Genomic DNA, 24,931 nt, shown 5'->3' on the forward strand with positions numbered 1-24,931 from the left:
GCCCTGCTTCGCTGAATCGCCTCTTCTTCCTCCGCTTCAAATCCCCCAAGGCTGCGCCTCCCGCCTGGCCTCACCGAGTTTTGCCATGAGCACCACCAAAGACTATCGCGCCACCCTCAACCTGCCCGACACCCCCTTCCCGATGCGCGGCGACCTGCCCAAGCGCGAGGCCGGCTGGGTCAAGGAATGGGACGACCACGGGGTCTACAAAAAGCTGCGCGACGCGCGCTGCGGCGCACCGAAATTCGTTTTGCATGACGGCCCGCCCTATGCCAATGGCCAGATCCACATCGGCCACGCCGCCAACAAGATCCTCAAGGACATGATCGTCAAGGCGCGCCAACTCAAGGGCATGGACGCCGCCTACATCCCGGGCTGGGACTGCCACGGCCTGCCGATCGAGAACCAGATCGAGAAGACCTTCGGCCGCGGCCTGCCGCGCGACGAGGTGCAGGCCAAGAGCCGCGCCTACGCCGGCGAGCAGATCGACGCGCAGCGCCTGGACTTCAAGCGCCTGGGCGTGCTGGGCGAGTGGGACAACCCTTACCGCACCATGAACTTCGCCAACGAGGCGGGTGAGATCCGGGTGCTCAAGCGCTTGTTCGAGCGCGGCTTTGTCTACCGCGGCCTCAAACCCGTGTACTGGTGCTTTGACTGCGGCTCCTCGCTGGCCGAATTCGAGATCGAATACCAAGACAAGCAAAGCCCGGCCGTGGATGTGGCCTTCTTGAGCGCCGAGCCCGAGAAGCTGGCCGCTGCCTTTGGCCTGCCCGCGCTGAACAAAGAAGCCTTCACCGTCATCTGGACCACCACACCCTGGACCATTCCGGCCAACCAGGCGCTGAACCTGAACCCGGAGCTGGTCTACGCTCTGGTGGACACGCCGCGCGGCATCTTCATGGTGGCCGAAGCCTTGGTGGAGAAATGCCTGGCCCGCTGGAAGCTCGAAGGCGCGGTGCTCGCCACCACCGTCGGCAAGAACCTGGCGATGCTGAAGTTCAAGCATCCCCTGGCCCATGTGGACGCGGGCTTCGACCGCACCAGCCCGGTCTACCTGGCCGACTACGCCACCGCCGAAGACGGCACCGGCGTGGTTCACTCCGCGCCCGCCTACGGCCTGGACGACTTCCAGAGCTGCGTCAGCCACGGCATGGCCTTCAAGGACATCTTGAACCCGGTGCAAGGCAACGGCCAGTACGAGGCCGAGCTGCCCTTGTTCGGCGGCTTGCACATCTGGAAAGCCAACCCCGTCATCGCGCAAGCGCTGGAAGACGCGGGCCGTTTGCTCTCACACGTCAAGATCACCCACAGCTACCCGCACTGCTGGCGCCACAAGACGCCGGTGATCTACCGCGCCGCAGCCCAGTGGTTTGTGCGCATGGACGAGGGCGAAGGCCTGTTCGCCATCGACGCGCCGGCCAAGAGCCTGCGCCAGACCGCGCTGGAAGCCATCGAAGCCACCGGCTTCTACCCCGAGAATGGCCGCGCTCGCCTGCGCGACATGATCGCCGGCCGCCCCGACTGGTGCATCTCGCGCCAGCGCAGCTGGGGTGTGCCCCTGCCCATCTTCCTGCACAAGGACAGCGGCCAGCCGCACCCCGACACCCTGGCCTTCATCGAGCGCGCCGCCGCGCTGGTGGAAGCCGGTGGCGTGGAAGCCTGGGCCAAGCTGGACCCGGCCGAGTGGCTGGGCGAGCAAGCCGAGCACTACAGCAAGGGCAGCGACATCCTGGACGTGTGGTTCGACTCCGGCTCCACCTTTGAACATGTGCTCAAGGGCAGCCACAAGGGTGCGGCGCATGAGAGCGGCCCCGAGGCCGATTTGTATCTGGAAGGCCATGACCAGCACCGCGGTTGGTTCCACTCCAGCCTGCTGATCGCCTGCGCCCTGCACGGCCGCGCGCCCTACAAGGGCTTGCTGACCCACGGTTTTGTGGTGGACGGCAAGGGCCGCAAGATGAGCAAGTCCGAGGGCAATGTGGTGGCGCCGCAAGCCGTCAGCGACAAGATGGGCGCCGAGATCCTGCGCCTGTGGTGCGCGTCGACCGACTACTCAGGTGACTTGGGCCTGGACGACAAGATCCTGGCCCGCGTGGTGGACGCCTACCGCCGCATCCGCAACACCTTGCGCTTCTTGCTGGCCAATGTCAGCGACTTCGATGCCGCCACGCAAAGCGTGCCGCTGGACCAACTGCTGGAAGTGGACCGCTTCGCCCTGGCCCGCGCGGCTGAGTTGCAGGCCGACATCCTGGCCCACTTCGAGCGCTACGAGTTCCATCCCGTGGTGGCCAAGCTGCAGGTGTATTGCTCGGAAGACCTGGGCGCCTTCTACCTCGATGTGCTGAAGGACCGCCTCTACACCACCGCCCCGGGCTCGCTGGCGCGCCGCTCGGCGCAAACCGCGCTGTGGCACATCACCCAGGCCATGCTGCGCTGGATGGCACCCTTCCTGAGCTTCACCGCCGAGGAAGCCTGGAAGATCTTTGCCGGCGCCCAGCCGGGCCAGAGCATCTTCACCGAAACCTACTGGCAGTTCGAGGCCGCTGACACCGAGTTGTTGGCCAAGTGGAGCCGCATCCGCGAAATCCGCGAAGCGGTCAACAAGGCCATCGAGGATGTGCGCTCCGCCGGTGGCGTGGGCTCATCGCTGCAGGCCGAAGTGGTCTTGGGCGTGAATCCGCAAGACTTGAGCCTGCTGCAGTCCTTGGGCGAGGATTTGAAATTCGTGCTGATCACCTCGGCGGCCAGCCTGGTGGCGGCGGATGAGTTGAGCGTCACGGTCACGCCGTCCACGCAGCAAAAGTGCGAGCGTTGCTGGCACTACCGCGATGACGTCGGCAGCAATACCGAGCACCCGACCATTTGTGGCCGCTGCGACAGCAATCTGCACGGCGCGGGCGAAACGCGACTGGTGGCCTGAACGACCTTGGCGCAAAAGAAACCATTTTCATGGCAACAAAAAAATCTGCCGGCGGCAATCGTCTAGGCTTTTGGCTGGGCATCGCCCTGATCGTCATCTTGCTGGACCAATTCACCAAGGTGCTGATCCTCGGTAACTTCCAGCTCGGCGACAGCCGCTACGTCACCAGCTTCTTCAATGTGGTGCGGGTGCACAACTACGGCGCTGCCTTTAGCTTCTTGCACGACGCTGGGGGCTGGCAGCGTTGGTTCTTCGTCGGCCTAGGTGCCGCAGCCACCGTATTCATCACCGTGATGCTGCGCCGCCATGGCCAGCAAAGCCTGTTTGCCAGCGCGCTGAGTCTGATTCTGGGCGGCGCCATCGGCAATGTGGTGGACCGCCTGATGCACGGCTATGTGGTGGACTTCATTCAAGTCCACTGGGGTGCGAAGTACTACTTCCCCTCATTCAACATCGCCGACAGTGCCATCACCATCGGCGCCGTGCTGCTGATCCTGGATGAGTTGCGCCGGGTGCGCAAAGGGTAAAACCGGCTAGGACAAGTCCCCTGGTGGGCGCTCGGCGCGTGGCCTACGCTGCGTGGCATGACGCCAATCGAAGCCCCAGCGACCAATCCTTCGGCCCAGCCAACAGCGCCCCCCTCGGCCAGCCCGGCCGAGAACGAAATTCCGGCCGACAGCGTTTTCGCCATCCAGCTGCGCACGCTCAGCTTAGCCGCTCCCTTCCACTGGTTGGCGCTGGGCTGGCGCGACTTCATGCGCGCCCCCCTCATCGGTGCTTTCTACGGCCTGTGCTTCATGCTGATGGGCTGGGCCCTGGTGGCGGTGTTCAAACATGCGCCGGTTTACACCCTGGCGCTGTCGGCGGGCTTTTTGCTGGTCGGGCCGCTGACCTGCCTGGGCCTCTACCAAGTCAGCTACCGGCTGGAAGTGGGTGAAACCCCGCGCTTGCTGGACTCGCTCACTGTCTGGCGGCGCCGCACCGGGCAGCTGGCCATCTTCGGCTTTGTGCTGCTCATTCTCGAAATGCTGTGGGCGCGCTCGGCCCTGGTGGTGTTTGCGGTGAGCTTTAACGGCATGCCCGATTTCGCGGGCTCGCTGAGCAAATTGGTGGACAGCCAAAACCTCGGTTTCATTGCAGCCTATGTGGCGGTGGGGGGGCTTTTCGCCGCGCTGATTTTTGCCGTTAGCGTGATCTCCATGCCCATGCTCTTGCACCGCGAGACCGACGCCATCAGCGCCGGCCTGACCAGCATGCGCTTGGTTTTGACGCAGATGGGCGTGATGCTGGTTTGGGGCGCCTTGATCACGGTGCTGGTCGTGCTGGCCTTGCTGCCGGGTTTTGCCGGCCTGATCCTCGTTGGCCCGCTGCTGGGACACGCCAGCTGGCATGCCTACCGCGAAGCTGTGGTGGACAGCCCGCCGCCCCAGGCAGCCTGAGGGCGAAGTGCTGCAGGTCTGCCAAGAATCAAATAATTGCCGATTTGGGCCACAGGCGGCCCGCCGCGCAAGCAGATGGCAAGCCGGCCAAGCCACAATGGCGCCTAGCGCCCATTGACCGCCTTCCGCCGCCCCCATCAACGTCCATGCTCGACTTCTCCTGCCTGACCCACTACGACTGGCTCGATGTGCCCATGTGGGTGTTCGACCAAGAGCACATGCGCAATGTCTGGGCCAATGCAGCGGCCTTGCGCTTCTGGCAGGCCGAAAGCGCCGAGGCTTTTTTGTCGCGCAGCCATACCGACACCGCCGAGGCCGTGCGTGAACGCCTGGCCGTGACCGCGGCCGACCATGCGCAGGAAAAAATCGTGCGCGAGCAATGGACGCTCTACCCCAAGGGCGTGCCCACCACCGTCATGCTGGTGTCGCGGGGCATCCGCACGCCGGACCGCCGCCAAGTCATGCTCTTCGCCGCCGACTCACTCGCCAGCGGCGAGGACTTAGGCCTGCGCCGTGGCGTCGAAGCCTTGCAGCACACCTCGGTTCGCATCGCCGTGTTCAGCCTGAAGGACGGCAGTTTTTTGATGCGCAACCCGGCCGCAGCCCTGGCCTTCAAGAACGATCACAGCGGGCCCGGGCTCAAGCCCAGCGACTTCGGCAGCGTGTTCCTGGACCTGGCCGATGCCGCCAAGATCTTTGCGCATGTGCAGGCCGGTCAAAGCTATAAGGACGATGTGGAGTTGCTGACCGAGCAAGGCCGCTGCTGGCATGCCGTCAACGCCCGCCCTATGCGCGACCCGGTCACCGGCGAGCAAGTGCTGCTGCTCAACGCCCGCGATATCGCCGACCTCAAGGCCAGCCAAGCGGCGCTGGAAGTCGCTCGTGAAGTGGCTGAGGCCGCCAGCCTGGCCAAGAGCAGCTTCCTGGCCAATATGAGCCACGAAATCCGCACGCCCATGAACGGCGTGCTGGGCCTGACCGAGTTGGTGCTGCAAACCGAGTTGGACGATAAGCAGCGCCGCTTCATCGAGCTGGCCCACAACTCCGCCAAGGGGCTGATGGTCATCATCAACGACTTGCTGGACGTGGCCAAGATCGAATCCGGCCGCGTCATCATCGAACAAGCGCCTTTTTCCCTGCACGACTGCTTGCGCGAGGCCCTGCACCCCCTGCTGCTGCAGGCGCATGAAAAAGGCATTCAGCTCAATGCGCGTGTGCAGCCGGGAGTGCCCCAGCATGCGGTGGGCGACGCCCTGCGCCTGCGCCAGGTGCTAGTCAACTTGGTGGGCAATGCGCTCAAGTTCACCGAGAACGGCGAGGTGCGGGTAGAAATCCAGCGCGTGGATAGCTGCGACAGCAGCAACGTTGGCGACAGCCCCGACAGCCCGGATGGCGAAGCCCAAGCCGCTACATCCGCCACGGCCAACAAGCCCGACCCCGATCTGCTACGCCTGCGCTTTGCCGTCCACGACACCGGCATCGGCATGACACATGATCAAATCGCCCATATTTTTGAGCCCTTCACCCAAGCCGATGGCAGCATCACCCGCCGCTTCGGTGGCACCGGCCTGGGCCTGACCATCGTGCAGCGCCTGGTGCTGCTGATGGGCGGACAGGTGCAGGTGGAAAGCGCGGCCGGTACCGGCTCCTGCTTCAGCTTCGAAGTGCCCTTGCGGCGCGCGCCCAACCCGGCAACGCCGGCGCAACCGGGCACGCCCGACTAAAGCAATCAGACCAGCAAGATGCCGCAGCCCACCGTCTTGCGGGCTTCCATATCCCGGTGCGCCTGCACCACCTCGGCCAACGGGTAGCGCTGCTCCACGGGGATCTTCACCTGGCCGCTGAGCACCATGGCGAACAAGTCGTCAGCCATCAGCTGGCTGCTTTCACGCGTGGCCAGATGGGTGAACAGGGTCGGCCGGGTCACGTAAAGCGAACCCTTGGCCGCCAGCGTGCCCAGATTCAGCGGCGGCGCCATGCCCGAGGCATTGCCAAAGCTGGCCAGCAGGCCGAAGGGCGCGAGGCTGTTGAGTGAGCCTTCCCAGGTATCCGCGCCCACCGAGTCGTACACCACCTTGACGCCGCGGCCGCCAGTGATCTCTCGCACCTGACTGGCAAAGTCGGGCTCGCGCCGGTAGTTGATGACATGGCTCGCCCCGGCCTGCAGCGCCAGCGCGCATTTCTCATCCGAACCGGCCGTGCCGATCAATTGCAGCCCCAGGGCCTTAGCCCACTGGCAAGCGATCAAGCCCACACCGCCGGCGGCAGCATGAAACAGCACATGGTCGCCGGCCTGCAAGCCGCCCTGCGGCAAGGTGCGGCGCAAAAGGTATTGGGCCGTCAAGCCCTTGAGCATCATGGCCGCGCCGGTTTCGAAGTCGATGCCTTCAGGCAGCTTGCACACCGAACGTGCCGGCAGCACCCGCGCCGTGGCGTAGGCCCCGGGCGGCGGGCTGGCATAGGCGGCGCGGTCGCCGACGGCCAGATGCGACACGCCCTCGCCCACCGCCTCCACCACGCCGGCCGCCTCCATGCCAAGGACGGCCGGCATGGGCAGCGGATAGCTGCCATTGCGGTGATAGATGTCGATGAAATTCAGCCCGCATGCCTTGTGGCGGATGCGCACTTCGCCGGGGCCGGGCATGCCGGTCTCCACCGCCACCAGCTTCATCTGCTCGGGGCCGCCGACTTGATCAATGCGCACAACCTGCTCGGTGCTGGTCCAGTTACTCGTCATGGTATCGGCCCTTTCAAATGTCTGGCAAAAGAATCTCGCCTTCCTGCCAGGATTGCGCGCTTCGTGCCGAGAGTCGCGCCATGCTGATGCCCAGTCGGCTAGAACGCCCCGGGGTAGGCGCCGCCGTCCAGCAAGATGTTCTGGCCCGTCAGATAGCTCGCCTGCGCGCTGCACAACATGGCGCAAATGGCGCCAAATTCTTCCGCCGTGCCAAAGCGTTGGGCCGGGATGGCCGCGCTGCGTTTGGCTGCGGCCTGGGCCACGTCCATGCCGCTTTTGGCTGCACCCACCGCGATGTTCTTCTGCAGGCGTTCGGTGTCGAAAGCACCGGGCAGCAGATTGTTGATGGTGACATTGCGCCCAGCCAAACCAGGTTGCCGCGCCAGGCCGGCGACAAAGCCCGTCAAGCCCGAGCGTGCGCCGTTGGACAGGCCCAGGATGTCGATCGGCGCCTTGACTGCTGCGGAGGTGATATTGACCACCCGGCCAAAGCCCCGCGCAGCCATCGCATCCACGGTCGCCTTGATCAGCTCGATCGGCGTCAACATATTCGCGTCCAGCGCGGCCAGCCAATGCTCGCGCTGCCAGTCACGGAAATCGCCCGGCGGCGGGCCACCGGCGTTGTTGATCAGGATGTCCACCTGCGGGCAGGCCGCCAGCGCCGCCGCGCGGCCCTCGGGCGTGGTGATGTCGCCCACCACAGCACGCACATCAACGTCTGGGTTCAAACGCCGCAGCGCCTCGGCCGTGGCCTGCAAATCGGCCGCGCCGCGCGCAGTGATCACCACATTCACGCCTTCGGCCACCAGGCTTTGCGCGCAGCCGCGCCCTAGCCCCTTGCTGGCGGCGCACACCAGCGCCCAGCGCCCTTGTAGACCCAAATCCATGGCATTACCTCCAACGCGTCAAGAGCCACACGCCGCCCAGCACCAGCAGCGTGCCCGCAGCCACCATGGGCGTGAAGGGTTCCCCCAGAATCACCACGCCCATCAAAATCGTCGACATGGGGCCGATCATGCCGGTCTGGGCCGCCAGCGTGGCACCCAGCCGCTCAATCGCCATCATCACCATCAGCACCGGCGCAAACGTACAGGCCGTGGCATTGAGCACCGACAGCCAGATCACCTCCGGCGCCACCGCACCCAAGCTGCCCAGCGGCCGCAGCAGCACAAACTGACCAATGCACAAAACACAGGCCACCGTGCTGGCCAGGCCCGTCAAGCGCATCGCCCCCAGGCGTTTAACCTCCTCGCCGCTGAACACCAGGTAGAGCGCATAGCTCACCGCGCTGCCGAAGACCAGGGCCGCGCCCAGCAGCACATCGGCGCCTTGCAAATGCAATTCCTGGCCGAACACCAGCAGCACACCCGAATAGCTCAGCGCCAGGGCCAGCAATTGCCGCGTGCTGACGCGGCGTTTGAACAGCACCCAACCCAGTAGCAGCACGATGGTGGGGTTGAGGTAAAGAATCAGGCGCTCAAAACTGGCGCTGACATAGGCCAGGCCCGCGAAGTCCAGCATGCTGGCCAGGTAATAGCCCGAGAAGCCCAGGCCCAGCACGGCGATCCAATCGCGCCGCGTCAGCGCCCGTTGGCCGCGGCCAGCCCACCAGGCCAAGGCCACAAACAGCGGCAGCGCGAACAACATGCGCAGCATGATCAGCGTGACCGCATCGACACCATGCCGATACGCCAGCTTGACGATGATGGCCTTGCCGGAGAAAGCCACGGCGCCCAAGCTTGCCAGCACAAGCCCGGGCCAAATCGGTTTCGGGAGGGAGGGAACGGGGGCGGAAGCCGGGGCCGAATCGGGCGCCGGATCGGGCGCATTGGAAGCAGAACTCATTGCGCTGCATTCTAGAAGCCGCCCCTGCGCCGCGCTTGGCAGCGCACGCCAAGACCCTTCTTGGCTGGACGAGCCAGCCTCTGTCTACTTGCGCGAAGAGCTACTGAACGAGCGCTAGCGATCCTGTCCTCAGGCCTGCTGCGGCAGCAAAGGCGCGCCCAGCAAGCGCATCATCAAGTCGCGCGCCGAGCGGATCTCCGCGCCGAAGGGCAAGGCCCCGGCGCCGCGGAAGAACAGGCCCTTGGCCACGTCACCGCGCAGGGCGGCGGCGAGTTGGTTGTCAATGCAGAACTGGCCCCAGTCCTTGAAACCGTCGCGCAAGCCGCATTGCGCCAGGCAATCAAAAGCCTTGGTGCAGCGGCTCTTCACCTGCGCCACCGCCTGCAGCTTGGGCGCAGCGCGCAGATAGTTACGCAGCCAGGGCGTGTTCACCGCGCGGGCGGGCAGACCGGCCACGCTGGTGAATTCCACCAGGTCGGCATCGCTGGCCTGGGCCAGCACTTGTTTGAAGGCTTCGTGGGCATCGCAATCGCTGGTCACGGCAAAGGGCGTGCCCAGTTGCACACCGGCCGCGCCCAGGGCTTGCAGGCGCTGAATGTCCTCGAAGCTGCGCACACCACCGGCCACGATCAGCGGGATCTTGCCGGCCAGGCCAGCCTTGTCGAAATAGGCCAGGCATTCGGGAATGACGCGCTCAAAGTCAAAGCGCGGGTCGTTCAAATCTTCCACCTTAGCCGCGCCCAAATGGCCGCCGGCCAGGCGCGGGTGTTCGATCACGATGGCGTCAGGCAAGCGCTGCTTGCGCTCCCATTTGCGCACGATCAGCTGCACGCCACGGGCATCGCTGAGGATGGGGATCAGCGCCACCTCCGGGTGATCTGCCGCCAGCTCCGGCAGGTCCAGCGGCAAGCCCGCGCCGACCACCACCGCGTCAATGCCGCAGGCCAGCGCGCGCTTGATGGTGGGCGCGTATTCGCTCACTGCGCGCATCACATTCAGGGCCACCAGACCACGGCCGCCGCTGCGCTCACGCGCTCCGGCGATCTCGCGTTCCAGCGCTATCAGGTTCACTTCGTCGATCAAGGCTTTGGCGGCAGCACCCGCACTCTGCCCTTCCGTGCGCGCCATCAAGTCGGGGTGATGGCGGCGCAGATCCACCGAGCTGAGCGTGCCCACACCACCCAGGGCCGCCACACTGCCGGCCAGGCGCTGGGCGCTGACACCCACCCCCATGCCGCCCTGCACCACCGGCAGCAGGCGCCGCCCTTTGAGCATCAAGGGTGCCAAGCCACTGCGCTCAAACAGGGGCACAAGATCAGGGGCGATGGCGTTTGAATTCATGAGGTCAGCGGGTCGAAAAATTGGCAAGCCGCCACCCTAAGCCCCATGGCAGCGGCATTAGTTGACAAAAATCACAGCCAGTGCAAACGCACTGTGCAAATTACCCTTTGGTGTCGACAGGGGCGACCGATAGCAGGTGCGTCAGGGGCTTGACGCCCAAACAAAGAGACCGTTCAACGGCCATGGCGTCAAGGGGAGAAACGGTTCTAGCACCGAGCGGTCTTGCGGCCCGCCGCGCTGATTCAGTTTGTCCCGCCCAAGCAGCGCAGCTCGTCAAATGACGGGTTGCGGCGTAGTGGAAACAAACGAATTCCGCCCGAAGGACTTTGATGAGATACACCGACAGCATGTCGCGCAGCGCCGAACACCTGCGTGCCGCTCTCCCGCTGATGACTCGCCAACGCACTGCCCTGCATCCGATCACTTACGCCGTTTGGTACGAATTTGTCACCAGCCGAAACCTCGCACTCAACCAGGCCTTGCTGGCGCAAACGCGCGATGGCGCCACGCTGGATGAGGCGCAGACCTGGGAGCTGTACCGCCAGCATATTGGCGACGGCATGAAGGCCGATGAAATCGCCAAGGCCAAGATCATCGGAGAAGGCCTGAGCAAGGTCCTGGACAATATGGCCGTCACAGCCGCGGAAGCCGGCCAGGAAACGGCCCGCTTTGACGACTCACTGGGCACCTGGGTCGAGCAGTTGCTGGCCGGGCCCAGCGAGCAAACCCAATCCGAGGTCTTGCGCGAACTGCTCAGCGGCTCGCGCGAAATTCGCGCCGCCATGACGGTGCTGCAAACCCATCTGAGCCACAGTCAGCAAGAAATTGACAGCCTGCGCAAGGAAGTACAAAAAGCGCGCGGTGAAGCCCTGGTGGATGCGTTGACCGGCCTGCCCAATCGGCGCGCCTTCGATCAGCAGTTGAGTGCCTGCATGGCTGAACAGCCTCAGCCGGGCGCTGAGCAGCCTGCCCCGGCCAGCGCCATTGCCCCTTGCTTGCTGCTGGGCGATATCGACTTTTTCAAACGCATCAACGACAGCTTCGGCCACAGCTTCGGCGACCAGGTGCTGCGCGCCGTGGCGCGAACACTGCAAGGCGCACTCAGCGATGGGGCACTGGCCGCACGCGTGGGTGGCGAGGAGTTCGCCATCCTGTTGCCCAACAGCAGCCTGGATCAAGCCCAACGCCTGGCCGAGAACTTGCGCAGCAAAGTGGCGGCCGGCCGCATCCGCCGCGGCGAGCAGGTGCAAGAGGCTGAGAACGTCACCATTTCTTTGGGCGTGACCCAACTGGCCGCCGGCGAGAGCGCCGCCGACTTTTACGGCCGCGCCGACCGCGCGCTGTACGCAGCCAAGCATGGCGGCCGCAACCGCATTGCCGCCTTGGCGCACTAAGCCATTGCGCAGCATTGGCTCAAGCAAAGCGAGCTGAGCCAAAAGGGCACGCTGGGGAGGCCCGCTTGTGGGTGTTTGAGAGAGGCCGCCCCGGCTGCGTTGTCAGCCGGGCACAAAGCCCTTAAGCGAATGGAAAAAGCAAAGCGCCAAGCCGCTCACTTGCCCCTACACTCGCCAAATCGTGCAAATGTGCATACATGACCGGCCATGACGCTTTACCTGCACTTCCTCTCCTGCCCCTCATGCCAGCTTGATCGGCAGTCCGATCAAGTCGCGATTTAGGCGCCCTCCATGAGATCCTCCTTGCGCCTCGCTGTGGTGGTGGCCTTGTTGCTGGGCTTGCTGGTGCCCACCGCAGCGGTGCTGCTGTTCGATTTGCAAAAGACCCGGCTGGTGGCGCTGGAAGATGTGAGGCGCGACCTCAGCCGCAGTGTTGAGGTGATGGCCTTGTCCCTGGCCGAGCCGGTGTGGCAGGTATCGCCCGATCTGGCCGAGCCGATGATCAAGGCGCAGTTCGACGACCCCCGCTTTGTATCCGTGGTGGTGCTCGAGCCCGCCAATAGCAAGCCCTTCCAGGAACACCGGCGCGCGCAATCCTCTGGCGAGCAAGACCTGACCCTGAGCGCCACACGCCCCGTGGTGCGCGACGGCCGACAAATCGCCAGCGTCACGGTGGAGATGAGCGCCGCACCGCTGCTGGCCGAGAAGCGAGCCGATATGGTGCGCAGCTTGTGGCGCAGCGCGGTCACGCTGACCTTTTCCCTGGTGCTGATCCTGTTCGTGATGCAACGCCGCGTGCTGCGCCCGATGACACGTTTGACCCAAGCAGCAGAAGCCATGGCCGCCGGTGCGCTGGACAAGCCCCTGGCGCTCAGCGGCAGCGACGAGATTGCGCGCGTGGGCCAGGCCATGGAGCGCATGCGTGAAAAGCTACAGCAGGCCTTCGAATCCCTGCGCGGGCATGCCAACACGCTGGAAGACCAGGTCGCCCAACGCACCCAGGAAGTGACCCGAAAGAATGAAGACTTGGAGCAGGCGCTGGGCCATTTGCGCACCGCCCAGCATGACTTAGTCGAGTCAGAAAAGCTTGCCTCGCTGGGCCGCCTGGTAGCGGGCGTTGCGCACGAGATGAATACGCCGCTGGGCAATTCGCTCACCGTGGTGTCCTCGCTGGAAGACCGTTTCCGCAAACTGGAAGAACTGCTGGCCAGCAACACCCCGATGCGCCGCAGCGTGCTGGAAGAGCTGGTGCGCGATGCCCGGCGCGGCCAAGACATCTTGCAGCGCAATGTGCAAAAAGCCGCCGACCTGGTGCGCGAGTTCAAGCAAGTGGCGATCGACCAAACCTCCGACCTGCGCCGCGACTTCGACCTTGCCAAGGTGGTCGAAGACGTGCTGGTGATGGTGGAGCCCAGCTTCAAGCGCACCCCATTTCAGGTTCAGGTGGCACTGGAACCCGAGATCTTGATGAACAGCTACCCTGGCTCGCTGGGCCAGGTGCTGACCAACCTCATGATCAATGCCCTGGTGCACGGTTTTCATGGCCGCAGCATGGGCGTGGTGCGGGTGCAGACCCGGCGCCTCAGCCCCTCCGAGGTGGAACTCAGCGTCAGTGATGATGGTGCGGGCATGGACGAGTCGGTACGCCGGCGCATCTTTGACCCCTTCTTCACCACCAAGCTGGGCACAGGCGGCTCAGGCTTGGGCATGCACATCGTGCACAACATGGTCACCAATGTGCTGGGCGGCCAGATCGACGTGATCAGCAGCCCCGGCCAGGGCGCCCGGATGGTGATACGCATGCCTTGCGTCGCACCACAGCGCAGCGGCGAACTCGCGCCAACCAGCGAGTAACAGCAAGCCTCAACGGCGCCTGGCGCGCGCGCCTGAGGCATCGAAAGGCGGGCAGGCATTCATCGCAGCCTCTCTGCCGCCTTCGTTCTCCGCGCCTTTCTTCGCTTCACACAGCTTTACGCCAAGGTCATACCCCGTCACAGAGCGAACACAGGGTTTGTACTGAGTCCCTCCCTCACTTTCGCCACAATGAGTCATCGCCGCAAGAGGCCCCCAAGGGACCCGGTGGCGAAGCCAAATGTCTGGTGAAACGTGAAAGGTATTCCAATATGAACTCGAATAACAAGACCCGCCCCGTCGCTCCGCTGGCCGTGCTCACACTGGCCCTGGCCGCTTTTGCCGGCAGCGCTTCAGCCGACCAGAACAAGGGCTTTTACGTCGGTGGCAATATCGGCCAATCACATGCTGATGTGAATGCCGGCGCCCCCGGCCTGAACGTCGACAAGCGCGACACCAGCTACGGCATCCACGGTGGCTACCAGTTCAACCAGTACTTCGCTACCGAGTTGACGGTCAACTACCTGGGCAAGGCTCACCTCGGCGACAGCCAGGCCAAGACCATGAGCTACTCGCTGGACGCCATCGGCCGTCTACCGGTGAATGACAAGTTCAGCCTGTTCGGCCGACTGGGTGTGGCTCAAAACGAGCGTGATTTCAAGGGCGTCGCCAACCTCGACAGCCAGGGCAACACCGGCTTCAAGGTGGGCTTGGGTGCCGACTACAACCTGAACAAGAACTGGTTCGTGCGTACCGAGTTGACCCGCTACAACAACGTGCCCACTGCCACGATGTTCGGCAACACGATTGACACCTGGAACGTCGGCGTGAACTATCGCTTCTAATTTGAGCGACTGACCACGGCCGTCAACGAACAAGGGGCGGGAGCTGCTACGGCAGCCCCGCCCCTTGTCTCGTTGGTTCGGCAAAATTTAGCCGAACCTGTTTAGCCTGCCTGGCTTACATCGCTTACATCGAGGCAGCCGAAGCCGCTGCGCTGGCAGCAGGCAAAGCCTCACTGGCAGCAGCAGCTGGCGCGGAAGGCGCCACTTCGCTGTGCGGGGCCGCCACATCATGCTTCTCGCCGCCCATATCGATGTCGCCACCGCTCTTGGTCAGGATGTAAAGCGCCAGAGCCGCAAAGATGATGAAGCCAACGAACAGTTTCCACATGATTGATTCCACTCCTTCAATGATTGAATGCCGCGATTGTTGAACCCAAAGCTGACGCCGAACTGAGCGCCCCGCTTGATGGGGCGATGTGCAGCGCCTTGGCGCTGCTGCGGTCATTCTGGCTAGGAAAAAGACTCGTCAAATGCGGCTCGCAAAGTCCAAACGACAGCCGCAAAAGCCGAGTTGCAAGGCAAAAAAGGGCGGCCCGCAGGCCGCCCTTTTCACATCAGAATCGCACGCCTAACTTAGTCGTTAGCGTAGATATTGACGTCCTTGGTTTCGCGTACAAACAGCAGACCGATCACCAGGGTCATCGCGGCGACCCCGATGGGGTACCACAGGCCGTGATAGATATTGCCGTTCTGAGCCACCATCGCGAAGGTGATGGAAGGCAGCAGACCACCGAACCAGCCGTTACCGATGTGATAAGGCAAGCTCATCGAGGTGTAACGGATACGGGTCGGGAACATCTCCACCAGCATGGCGGCGATAGGACCGTAAACCATGGTCACGTACAGCACCAAGATGCTCAGGATCGCCACCACCAAAGGCTTGTTGATCTTGGCAGGGTCGGCCTTGGCGGGATAGCCTGCAGACTTGAGGCCTTCGGCGAGTTCCTTCTTGAAGGCGGCAATGCCCTTGACCGTGGCTTCATCGAACTTGTAGTCGTTGAGCTTGGTCGCGTTCAGGCCATTGACCACCTTGTCGCCAATCTTGATCACCGCCACCGAGCCGGCCGGGCCGGACAGCGTTTCGTAGCTGGCCGAGCTTTGTGCCAGAGCGCGCTTGGCGATGTCGCAAGAGCTGGTGAAGTCCACTTCCTTGGCCACCGGGCTGCCCTGGAAGGAGCAGGTGCTGGTGTCCACCGTCAGCGTGATCTGAGCCGTGGCTTGCGCTTGAGCCAGATCAGGGTTGGCGGCAGCGGTCAGGGCCTTGAACAGCGGGAAGTAGGTCACGATGGCCAGCAGCAGACCCGCCATGATGATGGGCTTGCGGCCGATCTTGTCCGACAGGGTACCGAAGATCACGAAGAACGGCGTGCCGATCAGCAGCGAGGCCGCGATCATCAAGTTAGCCGTGGCCGAGTCCACCTTCAAGACGCTGGTCAGGAAGAACAAGGCATAGAACTGGCCCGTGTACCACACCACGCCCTGGCCGGCGACCAGGCCGAACAGTGCCAGCAGCACGATCTTGAGGTTCTTCCATTGGCCGAAAGACTCGGACAGCGGCGCCTTGGAGGTCTTGCCCTCGCTCTTCATCTTCTGGAAGGCGGGCGATTCGTTCATCGACAGACGAATCCACACGCTGATGCCCAGCAGCAAGATCGAGACGAGGAAAGGCACGCGCCAGCCCCAGTCGGCAAAGGCGGTTTCGCCAATGACGCTGCGGGTGCCCAGAATCACCATCAGCGACAGGAACAAGCCCAGTGTCGCGGTGGTTTGAATCCAGGAGGTGTAGGCGCCGCGCTTGCCAGCCGGTGCGTGCTCAGCCACATAAGTGGCGGCACCGCCGTACTCGCCACCCAGAGCCAAGCCCTGCAGCATGCGCAAGCCGATCAGGATGACTGGCGCGGCCGCTCCGATGGTGGCCGAGCCGGGCAAGATACCGACGATGAAGGTCGACAAGCCCATGATCAGGATGGTCACCAAGAAGGTGTACTTGCGACCGATCATGTCGCCCAAACGCCCGAACACCAGCGCGCCGAAGGGGCGCACGATGAAGCCGGCAGCGAAGGCAAGCAAGGAGGCGATGAACGCCGCCTGGGGGTCAAGCTGGCCGAAGAACTGCTTGGCAATGATGGGTGCCAGCGAGCCGTAGAGATAGAAGTCGTACCACTCGAACACGGTGCCCAGCGAAGAGGCGAAGATGACCTTCTTCTCTTCGGCGGTCATCGGCGTGTTGGTGGACACTGCGGTAGCAGTTGCCATGTTGAGAAGTCTCCATATTTTGCTTGAGGGCTGCCGACCGGAAACCCTTGAGCGCGACTATGGAACTCCGCTCTGACCGAACTCTGACGCGGGGCTGAACCCAGGCTGACAAAATAGGCTGCAACCCGCAGCCTGTATTTCTCAATATGAAAAATCAGGGCGATTAAGGGTAAGTCTTGAGCGCTTTGCGCCCTGCCTTTGTCAGCCTTGCTTGCGTCAAGCTCGCTCGCGCCTTCACGCGCAGCAACCCTTCAGTGCTGCACGCGCTTCACGCCGGGCCGCGACAAGGCTGCCGCTTCCCAATCCCCTTGCTCGAACCAAGGGTCGCCGCGCAGATAAGCAGCCAACATATCCAGCGAGTCCTGGCCCCAGAACAGCTTGCCGTCCACTTCAATGGTGGGCACGCCGAACACGCCGGCATTGAGCGCTTCCTCGGTGGCGGTGCGCAGGTTCTCTTTCACCTCTTCGCTGGCCGGGTCACGCTGGGGGTTCAGCTCTTGCGTCAGCGCCGCCAGGCGGGGCGCGGCATTGGCATCGGCGCCCGCGCCTTGCCAGACATGGCGCATGATTTTTTCCACCGTCAAGCGGTTGGGCGTGCCGCCCGCCGGTGCGCAGGCCCAGGCCATGCGCAGCAAAGGGAGCGGGTTGAAGGGATGCTGGGCCGGCACCTGAACCGGGATGCCGTGCTGGCGCGCCGCCCAGGCGACCTGGCGGAAGGTCCACTGGCGCTTGGACTCGATCTCCGCCGGGCCCTTTTGGCCAATCGCGTGCAGCAAGGCCGCAAACAAAATGGGCCGGTACTCGACGCTGTAGCTGCAGCCCTTCAGGGCTTCGGGCAGGCGCTCAAACGCCAGGGCGGCGTAGGGCGAGATGGGGTCAAAGTAAAAACGCAGGTGCTTCATGATGGGGTGTTCTTCTTGTTGGGATGAATTCAGGGGCCGGAGGTCTCAAGCGCGGCGGTGAAGATGCCTTGCGCAACCAAGATCTCGCGACGCTCGGGCAAGAGCGCCAGGATGGCCAGGCGCGTCGCATCGTCCGCCTTGGACCAGACCGTGATCTCAGGAATGGTGCGGGCGCAGCCCTGGCACCAGCCCGTGGCTTCGTGCATCTTGCAGACATTGCTGCAGGGGCTGGGCACCGTCGACACTGGAATATTGCCGCTCATGCTTGCACCACCTCGATCACCGGCGCGCCGGTCAGCGCCTCCAACTGAGCCGGGCTGAGCTGAAACACACCGTTGGGATGGCCGGAGGCCGCCCAAATCGTGTCAAAGCGGAACAACTCACGGTCAACAAACAGCAGCGGCTTGGCTAGGCCGGCCTCCGGCGCAAAGCCCAGAGGCGAGACCCCGCCAATCGAAAAGCCGGTGTTGGCTTTCACAAAATCGGCATCGGCGCGGCCCAGCGGCCCGGTGTGGGCGGCGAGCTTGTGCTCATCCACCCGCTTATCGCCCGAGGCGATCACCAGCACCGCAGCCGCATCGGACTTGCGCCGAAACACCACCGATTTGGCGATCTGGCCCAGGCTCACGCCCAAGGCCTCGGCGGCCTCTTGCGCGCTGCGGGCGGAAACCTCCAGCCACAGAGGAAGATGGGGGTGTTGGCAGGCTTGCAAAGCAGCCTGCACGCGCAAGAAGCCCTCTGGGCGAGCACTGGTGGATTGGGTGTCAGAAATCATGCCCGCATTGTCTCAGAGCGCATAATGCCGCCCCTCCCCCCGCCGAATTGAAGCTGAGTCCGCCATGAGCAACATCACCGTCCTCGAAGAACTGCGCATCTACATCGACCCGCTGACGCCCGATGAACACCAAGCCCTGGAGCGCAGCATCCTGGCAGAAGGCTGCCGCGACGCACTGGTGCTGTGGGGCGATGTGCTGGTGGACGGCCACAACCGCTACGGCATCTGCCAAAAGCACGGCATCCCCTTCCAGACGGTGCAGAACACCCGCTTCAAGTCCATGGACGATGTTCACCTGTGGATGATTGACCAGCATCTGGGCCGCCGCAGCGTGTCGGACTTCCAGCGCGGCGTGCTCGCCCTGCGCAAGAAGGAAATCGTCGCCGCGCGGGTTATTCCCAGCGCCGACACGCCCAACCCCTTCGAAGGCAACGATGAGTTCGCCTCGGCCGCCGGCGCCGAGCTGCCGCCGCCTGAAAAGCTCAATACCCGCGAAGCCATCGCCAAGGCGGCCCGCATCAGCGCCAACACCGTGGTGCAGATCGAGAAGATTCAGAAGAGTGCCGCGCCTGAGTTGGTGGAGGCCATCAAGGCCGGCACCATCTCCATCAACGCCGGCGCCACCGTGGCCAGCTTGCCGCAGGAAGAGCAAGTCGCCGCCGTGGCCGGTGGCAAGAAAGAGCTGCAACAAGCTGCCAAGCGCGTGCGTGAAGGCAAGACCGGCCGCCGCTCTGAACCCACGGCGGAAGGCGAAGCCGGCGCCGAAGCGCATGCAGCAGCGGAGTTGACCGCCGAAGAGCGTGATCAGCGCAACCGCGAAGCCCAAGTGGCCCTGCTGCAAAGCACGGTGGCCGAACTGACGGCCGAGAACAAAGCCTTGAAGGATCAGGTGGCACGCTTGCAGGATGAGCTGGAGCAAGCGAAGCAGCAAGCGGGTGGCGCAGCGGCCTGAGGAAGGGCGAAAGCCCTGATTGCAGGGCCAACGCTGGTGCCGACTCAGGCGCCAGAGTCAACTCCGCCTAGGCCGCCACGCTCAGCGCAGCCGCAACTGCCAAAGCGGCCCGCCATCGTCGATCCGCACATGCTGGGCATCGCCAAAGCCGCTGGCCGCCAAGGCGGCAGCGGCAGCCTGACCGGCCTCACCCACCTGCCCCACGGACGCCTGAGCCGCCTCGCTGAGGAAGGACAGGTAAAGAGTCTGGCGCGGCAAGAGCGCGGCCAGATGGCTGCGCCAGGCGTCACCAAAGCGAGCCTGCGCCTGGCTGGGTTGGCCAGCGTAGAAATGCGCGCCCAGGCCACGCCAGAAGGGTGAGTTCGAGTCCGCCTCAGCACCTTCGCCTGGATGATCGCGCAGCCCTGCCAATTCGACGATCAAGGTTTCGCCGTAAGTGCCTGGTGCCGCAGCCATGCGCGCCAAGGCTGCTTGCACCAGCGCACGCAGATAAGCCACCTGCAGCTCGGCGGGCAAGCCTGGCACGCAAGCCAGATCGGCCAGCTCGCTCTCACCCGTGTGGTCATTGCCCAGCAACAGGGTCCGCTGGGTACGGAACAGCCCCAGCTCCGCAGCCGCATGCACCACACGGCCGACGTGATAGCTATAGCGCGGCAAGCGCAGGCCTAATTGCGGCACCAAGCGCAGGCAAGCCAGCGGGCTGTCGCTGTGCGCATCGGCTAAGACCAGCCACTCCGCCTGATCCGACTCGGGCGTTTCGGCCAAGCTGAGGCCAAAGCCGGTCTGGTTGACCCAGTGCATCAGCTGCGCCTCATCGCCCGCTTGCTTGGCGCGCAGGCGTTGGCCGGGCAAGCCCATCAATGCTTCACTCATACGCGCTCCAATTCAAGAGCCGAAGGCTGCAGCGGGCTCACCAGCAATCTGGCACCGGCATCCTCACTTAAGCCCAAACGCCCAAGCAACTCATGACCGGGCGGCAGCCCATGCGCCGTCTGCGCAATCTCAGCCAACACCGCCCGGAAGCTGGCGCGCTCGCCCGTCACCACCAAATGCCAGTCCGGCAAACCAGGCGCGACGCCGTCGGCTTGCAGGCTGAGCTGGCGAGCGTGCTTGACGGTGCGCAGCAGGCCCAGGCTGGCCTCCACGGTGGGGCCGCCATCGAAGATGTCGATGTAGGTGTCGGCATCAAAGCCTTCGTCTTGCAGAATCGAGAACGGCAGCTCGCCGACCGGATGCAGCTGGCCAATCGCCCATTGCGCGGCCTCGGGCAGCAGGGGCACATAAATCGGCGAATGCGGCATCAGGTCGGCAATGAAAGCCTTGCTGCGCCCGCCGGTCACGGCCTCGGCCTGTGGATAGTCCATCGCAAAAAAGCGCCGGCCCACCGCATCCCAGAAGGGACTCTGGCCTGCCGCGTCGGCTAGACCTGGGCTCTCCGCCGCAATGCGGTCATTGAAACGCTCAGCGAAAAGCAAGATGAACAGCAGCCGCGCCCGCGACAACAACTGTGGCGCCAAGCCGCTGCTGTAGTCGGGTGCGATGTAGAAAGAAGTCAGCAGGGTGTAGCCGGTCAGGTCATGGCACAGATGCAAGGTGTGCAGGCGCCGGCTGACGCCTAACTGTGCACTCGCATGCACCACAAACTCATTGCGGTAGCTGTAAAAGCGGTCATGAAAGCCCGCGCTGGCGGCGATGCCGCTGGTGCCCACCACCTCGCCACAGGCGCGATCCTCCAGCACGAAGAGATAAGTCTCCTCGCCACTGGCGTCGTCCATGCTGGCGAAGGCCTCCAAGGAGCGTTCGATGCGCAGGCGCAGCTTGGCGCTGTCATTGGGCAGCGAACTGATGCCATGCTCGCTGGCCGCGGCGATGCGCTCCAGCGCCGGCAAGTCGGCCAGCGCCACCGGCCTGAGCATCAGGCTGCGCGGATCCGTGGCGGCATTACTCATCATGCGGGGTCTCCTGAGGCAGGTCGGCGCAGCGCCGCTGCACGCTGGCTGCGCTCGTCGCGCGGCGTCTTGTCAAAATGGGTCTTGTAGGCATTGGAAAAATGCGGCCCGGAGGAAAAGCCACAGCTCAGGCCGATTTGCAGAATCGACTGGCTGCTCTGCTGCAAAAGGCGGCGCGCCCGGTTCAGGCGCAGCGCCAGATAGTAGCGGGAGGGCAAGGCGTCGAGGTGCTGCTTGAACAGCCGTTCCAACTGACGGCGCGACACCCCTACCAAACGCGCCACCTCTTCGGTGGGCAGCGGCTCGCTCAGATTGGCTTCCATCAGGCTCAGCGCCTCCGCCAGCTTGGGGCTGCCACCCCGCTGCTCCGCCACCGGGCGGCGCTGGCGCTCGCCCGGGCCGCGTGCTCGCTCCAGCCCTAAGCGCAGGGTCAGGTCTTGCGCCAGGCGTTCGCCATGCAAGCCGCCCAGCCAGGCAATCATCAAGTCCAGGCTGGCGCCGCCGCTGGCGCAGCTCAGCCGGTTGGCCTTGGCATTGATCTCCCAGACATTGCCGGTCCAGATGACGTCCGGATAGTCTTCCTGCAGCGCCTCGACCAGATCGCCGTTGACGGTGGCGCGCTCGCCACGCAGCAGCCCGGCCTCGGCCAAGACCGCCGCGCCGCCGTCCACCCCGGCCAGGGCCAGGGCTGCGGCGGCATCGCCGCGCAGCCAGTGCAGCAAGGCGGGGTCGGTGCCCTCGCCTTCTGCGCTAAGCAAAAACAGCGCATGCCAGGCCGGACCTGCGGGCCCCGCCGACTGCAACGCCTGAGCCAGAGCGGTGGTCGGCAGCATCAAGCCGCCGCAATCGACGCTGCGCCCATCCTGGCTCAACAGCTCAGCCGCATAGCGCGCCTCCTGCTGCAAGTCATTGACCTCGCGCAGCGCAGACAAGATCCCGGCCAAGGCCAAGAGCGAGGCGCCCGGCAAGAGCAGGACGCCGCAAGGCCGGAGCGAGCCAGAGCCAGATGCATGCCCAGGCACAGCCCCCCCAGCCGCAAGGCTGGCGGTCTCGGCTGAGCTGGCGTGAGTGGGCATCGGAGTCACGGCCGCACTGTAAAGCAGGCAGCAGCAGGCGCGGCACTCATTGCCAGTTGATCAAGGTAGGCACCGCCAGCAAGACTATGGCCATCACCAGATACATCAGTTGCAGCGGGATCATCCAACGCGCCCAGCGGGTCCAAGGGATGCCAGCAAGAGCCAGCACACCGACGGTGATGCCCGAGGTGGGGATCATGGGCGTCGTCAACTCACCGAACTGAAAGGCCAGAATGGCGGTCTGCCGGCTCACGCCCACCAGATCAGCCAGCGGCGCCATGATGGGCATGGTCAGCGCGGCTTGACCCGTGCCGGAGTGGATAAAGAAGTTGATGACCGACTGGATCAAAAACATCTTCTGCGCCGAGAAAATCGGGCTGCTCGATTCGATGAAGGGCACCAAGGCGTGCAACAAGGTGTCGATGATGTGGCCATCGCGCATCAGCACGACAGTGGCCTTGGCCAGCGCGATCACCAGCGCGGTGCTCACCAGGTCTTTGGCGCCGGCCAAAAAGCTGGCGATGAACTGATCGGCATTGAGCCGCCCGACCGCGCCCACCAGCAGCGCCATCACCAGGAACAGCGCGGCGATCTCTTCGATGTACCAGCCGAAGCGGATCACGCCGAAGATCATGACGCCCAGGGTCGAAGCAAATAGGGCCAAGACCAGCTTGTGGCGCGGGCGCATGCCGGCAAAGGCCTCGAACTCGGCCAGGTTCAGGTGTTTGCGCTTTTCCTGGTCCATCTCGAAGCAGGGGCTCAACTCGGGGTTGCGCTTGATGCGCGCGGTGTACCACATCAAAAAGGCGATGGTCAGCGCGGTGGCAATCGCCCAGCAGATCAGCCGATAGCCCAGGCCCGAGAACATCGGCACCCCGGCAATGCCTTGCGCCACGCCCACATTGAAGGGATTCAGAAATGCTGTGGCGAAGCCCACCTGAGAACCGACAAAAGGGATGGAGACGCCAACAATGCTGTCGTACTTCAGCGCCAGCGCCAGCGGAATGAAGATCAGCACAAAAGGGATTGCCTCCTCGGCCATGCCGAAAGTGGCGCCGCCCAGGGAAAACAAGCTCACAAAGACCGGGATGATGGCCACCCGAACCCAGGCCGAGCGCGTGTGCGCCTTGGCCACCGACTTGATGGCGGAGTCAATCGCCTCGGTGCTTTGCAGCACCGAGAACGCGCCGCCCACAATCAAGACAAAGCCGATGATCAAGGAGGCTTCGACGAAGCCCTTGATAGGCGCCGTCATCAGCGCCGCGAAGCCCTGCGGATTGCTGGCAACGGTGTGGAAGGAGTCGGCAATGATGACCTTCTTGCCGGCTACCATTTCGGTCTCGTACTTGCCGCCGGGCACCAGCCAGGTGGCCAGGGCGATCAGCGCCAAGAGGCCGAACAGCAGCACAAAGGTATTGGGGAACTTGAGTTTCATAGCTCGTTTCGCTGAATTTCAATGGGGCTGAACGCACGCGCCGTGACTAGAGCGACAGCAAGTTGCCGCTGCGAAAAGCCGTGCTGCCGGCCACCTTGCAGACCCGCATGCCGGCGCTGGCATAACGCCGGGCCACCCTGGCAAACAGCAGGCCGGCCACGCTGGCCCGCAGGGGCGTGCGCTGATCCGTCAGCGGATCAATCACCTCGGCCACCACCTCGCCGGCCGCCACCACTTCGCCGGGCGCCTTGCAAAAAACCAGGATGCCGTTGTGCGGCGCAGTGATGGGCTCTACGCCCTCCAGCGGCGTGGCCTGACACAGTGGCGCGGGCCAAGTCATCGACGGGGCGGCGGCATCGGAAGGGGGATCGATATGCCCGCTGTGCTGCAAGAACTGCAGCAACGCTTGCGCATCCTGCGCTGCCAGGCCGTGATCCACCTCGACCTCCCCGCGCAATTCCACCGTGGCGGCGAAGCAGGCCAGAGGCACCGGCCGCGTGGGGCCAAAGTGTTCAGCCAGCTCCCACCAGATGCGCGACACCGTTTCGTCGAAAGGGTCATCCCCCGACACCCGCGCCACCAGCAAGGCCTGCGCCTGCAAGGCCTGCGCGAGCGGCTTGGCCTGCTCACTCAGCGGCTCACCCGCATAGAGGTGCAAGACGGCCTGGTTGTCGCAATGCAGGTCCAGCACGATGTCGGCGTCCATGGCCAGGGTCTGCAGCAGCTGCTTCAGGCCATCGGTGGCACTGGCGGGAGCAACAGCGCCCAGCAATTGAAGGCTGGCGTGGCGAATCAAGCGGGTGTTCTCGACCGGGTCCGCACCCAGCAGCGGTTCCAGCACAGGAATCAGCGCTGCGGTGAGGTGGCGATACTGGCGATTGAAGTTGATGCCGGTGCTCATATCGAAACGCCCGCACAAACTTCCCTGCATTTCCTGCGCCAAGCCAATCGGATTGGCCATGGGCACCAGCACGACTTCACCGGCGATGCGGCCGGCTTGCTCCAGCGCTAGCAGTTGCTCGCGCAGGTGCTGGGCCACCAACATGGCCGGCACTTCGTCGGCATGCAAGCTGGCTTGGATATAAGTCTTGCGGCCGCTTTCGGCGCGGCCAAAGTGCAGGCTGCGCAGTTGGCGCGTAGTTCCCGCGCTGGCGGGGGGCAAAGCATGCAGCAGTGTTCGCATGATGGGGGAGAGTCCAGTCTTGAATAACGCC

At 64.1% G+C, this 24,931-nt stretch carries 22 protein-coding genes; 8 read left to right on the plus strand and 14 right to left on the minus strand.

What is annotated here, in order from left to right; genetic code table 11:
- Positions 1-85 precede the first annotated feature (85 nt).
- The 4 genes from ileS (at position 86) to AT984_RS11110 (ending at position 6,083) form a co-directional block, all read left to right on the plus strand.
- Complete coding sequence (gene ileS, locus AT984_RS11095; RefSeq protein WP_058720145.1) at positions 86-2,920, plus strand: isoleucine--tRNA ligase; 2,835 nt, start codon at positions 86-88, stop codon at positions 2,918-2,920.
- Between the two features lie 29 nt (positions 2,921-2,949).
- Positions 2,950-3,447: a signal peptidase II gene (lspA, locus tag AT984_RS11100; RefSeq protein WP_058720146.1), complete on the plus strand. Its 498-nt coding sequence runs from the start codon at positions 2,950-2,952 to the stop codon at positions 3,445-3,447.
- A gap of 57 nt (positions 3,448-3,504) precedes the next feature.
- Positions 3,505-4,359, plus strand: coding sequence for a DUF2189 domain-containing protein (locus tag AT984_RS11105; RefSeq protein WP_082679961.1), 855 nt, complete (start codon positions 3,505-3,507; stop codon positions 4,357-4,359).
- Between the two features lie 146 nt (positions 4,360-4,505).
- Positions 4,506-6,083, plus strand: a complete 1,578-nt coding sequence (locus AT984_RS11110; RefSeq protein ID WP_058720147.1) for an ATP-binding protein — start codon at positions 4,506-4,508, stop codon at positions 6,081-6,083.
- 5 nt (positions 6,084-6,088) lie between these two features.
- Here AT984_RS11110 and AT984_RS11115 read toward each other — a convergent pair whose 3' ends face one another.
- From AT984_RS11115 to AT984_RS11130, 4 genes are all read right to left on the minus strand, one after another.
- Positions 6,089-7,096, minus strand: a complete 1,008-nt coding sequence (locus tag AT984_RS11115; protein WP_058720148.1) for a quinone oxidoreductase family protein — start codon at positions 7,094-7,096, stop codon at positions 6,089-6,091.
- A 98-nt stretch (positions 7,097-7,194) separates the two neighbouring features.
- Positions 7,195-7,983 (minus strand): SDR family oxidoreductase, encoded by a 789-nt coding sequence (locus AT984_RS11120; protein WP_058720149.1) that lies wholly within the window; start codon positions 7,981-7,983, stop codon positions 7,195-7,197.
- Positions 7,984-7,987: 4 nt separating this feature from the next.
- Positions 7,988-8,941 (minus strand): DMT family transporter, encoded by a 954-nt coding sequence (locus tag AT984_RS11125; protein WP_058720150.1) that lies wholly within the window; start codon positions 8,939-8,941, stop codon positions 7,988-7,990.
- A 129-nt stretch (positions 8,942-9,070) separates the two neighbouring features.
- Entirely contained in the window at positions 9,071-10,282 is a 1,212-nt protein-coding gene (locus AT984_RS11130; RefSeq protein WP_058720151.1) for an NAD(P)H-dependent flavin oxidoreductase, read from the minus strand.
- 329 nt (positions 10,283-10,611) lie between these two features.
- Here AT984_RS11130 and AT984_RS11135 point away from each other — a divergent pair, with 329 nt between their 5' ends.
- The 3 genes from AT984_RS11135 to AT984_RS11145 all read left to right on the plus strand — a co-directional run bounded on the left by AT984_RS11135 (position 10,612) and on the right by AT984_RS11145 (position 14,372).
- Positions 10,612-11,676, plus strand: coding sequence for a GGDEF domain-containing protein (locus tag AT984_RS11135; RefSeq protein ID WP_082679962.1), 1,065 nt, complete (start codon positions 10,612-10,614; stop codon positions 11,674-11,676).
- A 291-nt stretch (positions 11,677-11,967) separates the two neighbouring features.
- Positions 11,968-13,530 (plus strand): sensor histidine kinase, encoded by a 1,563-nt coding sequence (locus AT984_RS11140; protein ID WP_082679963.1) that lies wholly within the window; start codon positions 11,968-11,970, stop codon positions 13,528-13,530.
- A 269-nt stretch (positions 13,531-13,799) separates the two neighbouring features.
- Complete coding sequence (locus AT984_RS11145) at positions 13,800-14,372, plus strand: porin family protein (protein ID WP_058720154.1); 573 nt, start codon at positions 13,800-13,802, stop codon at positions 14,370-14,372.
- Between the two features lie 124 nt (positions 14,373-14,496).
- On the opposite strand, the gene AT984_RS11150 is transcribed toward AT984_RS11145, so the two are convergent.
- The 5 genes from AT984_RS11150 to AT984_RS11170 all read right to left on the minus strand — a co-directional run bounded on the left by AT984_RS11150 (position 14,497) and on the right by AT984_RS11170 (position 18,305).
- Entirely contained in the window at positions 14,497-14,700 is a 204-nt protein-coding gene (locus AT984_RS11150; protein WP_058720155.1) for a hypothetical protein, read from the minus strand.
- Between the two features lie 245 nt (positions 14,701-14,945).
- Complete coding sequence (locus AT984_RS11155; protein WP_058720156.1) at positions 14,946-16,628, minus strand: MFS transporter; 1,683 nt, start codon at positions 16,626-16,628, stop codon at positions 14,946-14,948.
- Positions 16,629-16,879: 251 nt separating this feature from the next.
- The gene (locus tag AT984_RS11160) at positions 16,880-17,530 is read right to left on the minus strand and encodes a 2-hydroxychromene-2-carboxylate isomerase (protein ID WP_058720157.1); all 651 of its coding nucleotides are present in this window, start codon (positions 17,528-17,530) and stop codon (positions 16,880-16,882) included.
- A 29-nt stretch (positions 17,531-17,559) separates the two neighbouring features.
- Positions 17,560-17,793 (minus strand): DUF1289 domain-containing protein, encoded by a 234-nt coding sequence (locus AT984_RS11165; RefSeq protein ID WP_058720158.1) that lies wholly within the window; start codon positions 17,791-17,793, stop codon positions 17,560-17,562.
- Complete coding sequence (locus AT984_RS11170; protein ID WP_058720159.1) at positions 17,790-18,305, minus strand: YbaK/EbsC family protein; 516 nt, start codon at positions 18,303-18,305, stop codon at positions 17,790-17,792. The genes AT984_RS11165 and AT984_RS11170 overlap by 4 nt, the downstream gene beginning before the upstream one ends.
- 64 nt (positions 18,306-18,369) lie before the next feature.
- On the opposite strand from AT984_RS11170, the gene AT984_RS11175 reads away from it, so the two are divergent.
- A complete protein-coding gene (locus AT984_RS11175) occupies positions 18,370-19,257 on the plus strand; it encodes a hypothetical protein (protein WP_058720160.1) in 888 nt (295 codons plus the stop codon).
- Between the two features lie 81 nt (positions 19,258-19,338).
- Here AT984_RS11175 and AT984_RS11180 read toward each other — a convergent pair whose 3' ends face one another.
- From AT984_RS11180 to AT984_RS11200, 5 genes are all read right to left on the minus strand, one after another.
- Entirely contained in the window at positions 19,339-20,130 is a 792-nt protein-coding gene (locus AT984_RS11180; protein ID WP_058720161.1) for an arginine N-succinyltransferase, read from the minus strand.
- On the minus strand, positions 20,127-21,209 hold the full coding sequence (locus AT984_RS11185; protein WP_082679964.1) for an arginine N-succinyltransferase: 1,083 nt from the start codon (positions 21,207-21,209) through the stop codon (positions 20,127-20,129). Before AT984_RS11185 ends, AT984_RS11180 begins: the two co-directional genes overlap by 4 nt.
- Positions 21,206-22,174, minus strand: a complete 969-nt coding sequence (locus tag AT984_RS11190; protein WP_058720163.1) for a GlxA family transcriptional regulator — start codon at positions 22,172-22,174, stop codon at positions 21,206-21,208. The genes AT984_RS11185 and AT984_RS11190 overlap by 4 nt, the downstream gene beginning before the upstream one ends.
- Positions 22,175-22,328: 154 nt before the next feature.
- Complete coding sequence (locus AT984_RS11195) at positions 22,329-23,717, minus strand: YfcC family protein (RefSeq protein WP_058720164.1); 1,389 nt, start codon at positions 23,715-23,717, stop codon at positions 22,329-22,331.
- A 46-nt stretch (positions 23,718-23,763) separates the two neighbouring features.
- Complete coding sequence (locus AT984_RS11200) at positions 23,764-24,900, minus strand: succinylglutamate desuccinylase/aspartoacylase family protein (RefSeq protein ID WP_058720165.1); 1,137 nt, start codon at positions 24,898-24,900, stop codon at positions 23,764-23,766.
- Between the last annotated feature and the right edge of the window lie 31 nt (positions 24,901-24,931).

Origin of the sequence: Paucibacter sp. KCTC 42545, from assembly GCF_001477625.1 — a bacterium.
GTDB lineage: Bacteria > Pseudomonadota > Gammaproteobacteria > Burkholderiales > Burkholderiaceae_C > Paucibacter_A.